The organism is Streptomyces sp. AC627_RSS907 (assembly GCF_019049165.1).
The window spans coordinates 1-586 of the sequence record NZ_JAGMUE010000341.1; the positions used below are offsets into that span (position 1 = coordinate 1).

General features: G+C 77.5%; 1 protein-coding gene. It reads right to left on the bottom strand.

All coding sequences use genetic code 11. The annotated features are described in order from the left end of the window. Positions 1 to 84 precede the first annotated feature (84 nt). Positions 85 to 586, bottom strand: a 502-nt coding sequence (locus tag KUM32_RS35615) for a hypothetical protein (RefSeq protein ID WP_374227589.1), incomplete at its 5' end; no start/stop codon positions are given.

Consider the following 586-nt stretch of genomic DNA (forward strand, 5'->3'; position numbering starts at 1 on the left):
CCACCACCCGTGACGAGCGGGCGCGCCGCGACGGCCTCGCCGATGTCCGCGTACGTCGGTTGTGGCCGCCCAGCGCGCGGGTGGTCACGACGTGCCGGCCGCCCCCGACGTGCCCCGCCACAGCAGCGGCGGCGGCTGGCCGGTCACGGCGACGCGCAACGCGTGCACCAGGGCTACCCGGCCGAGGTCCGCGATCGGCGTCCACACCAGCTCGTGATCACCGCAGTCGCACGGGACAAGGCCACCACCGCCCGTACCGAGCCAGCCGCCGTCCATGATCAGCGCGAGCTGTTCCGGGCACGCGCCGCCCTCGTCCGGCCGCTGGTCCACGGCGAGCAGGCGCGGCTGGAGCGGCGGCCGAAGGCCCAGCGCGGTCGCGACCCGCCCCGCCGCCGTACGCACCGGTTCGCCCGGCCGCACGATGACGCCCGGCGGCCCGGCCGCACCGGCGCGGGCGACCTGGAGGACCCGGGGCCACGACCGGGAGACGTCCAGCGGCGCGGCCGGGTCGGCCGGATGCCATACGAGGAGTTCGACCCGCACCTCACACGCCGTCACGAACCGCCACCCGCGAGCAGGGCCATCG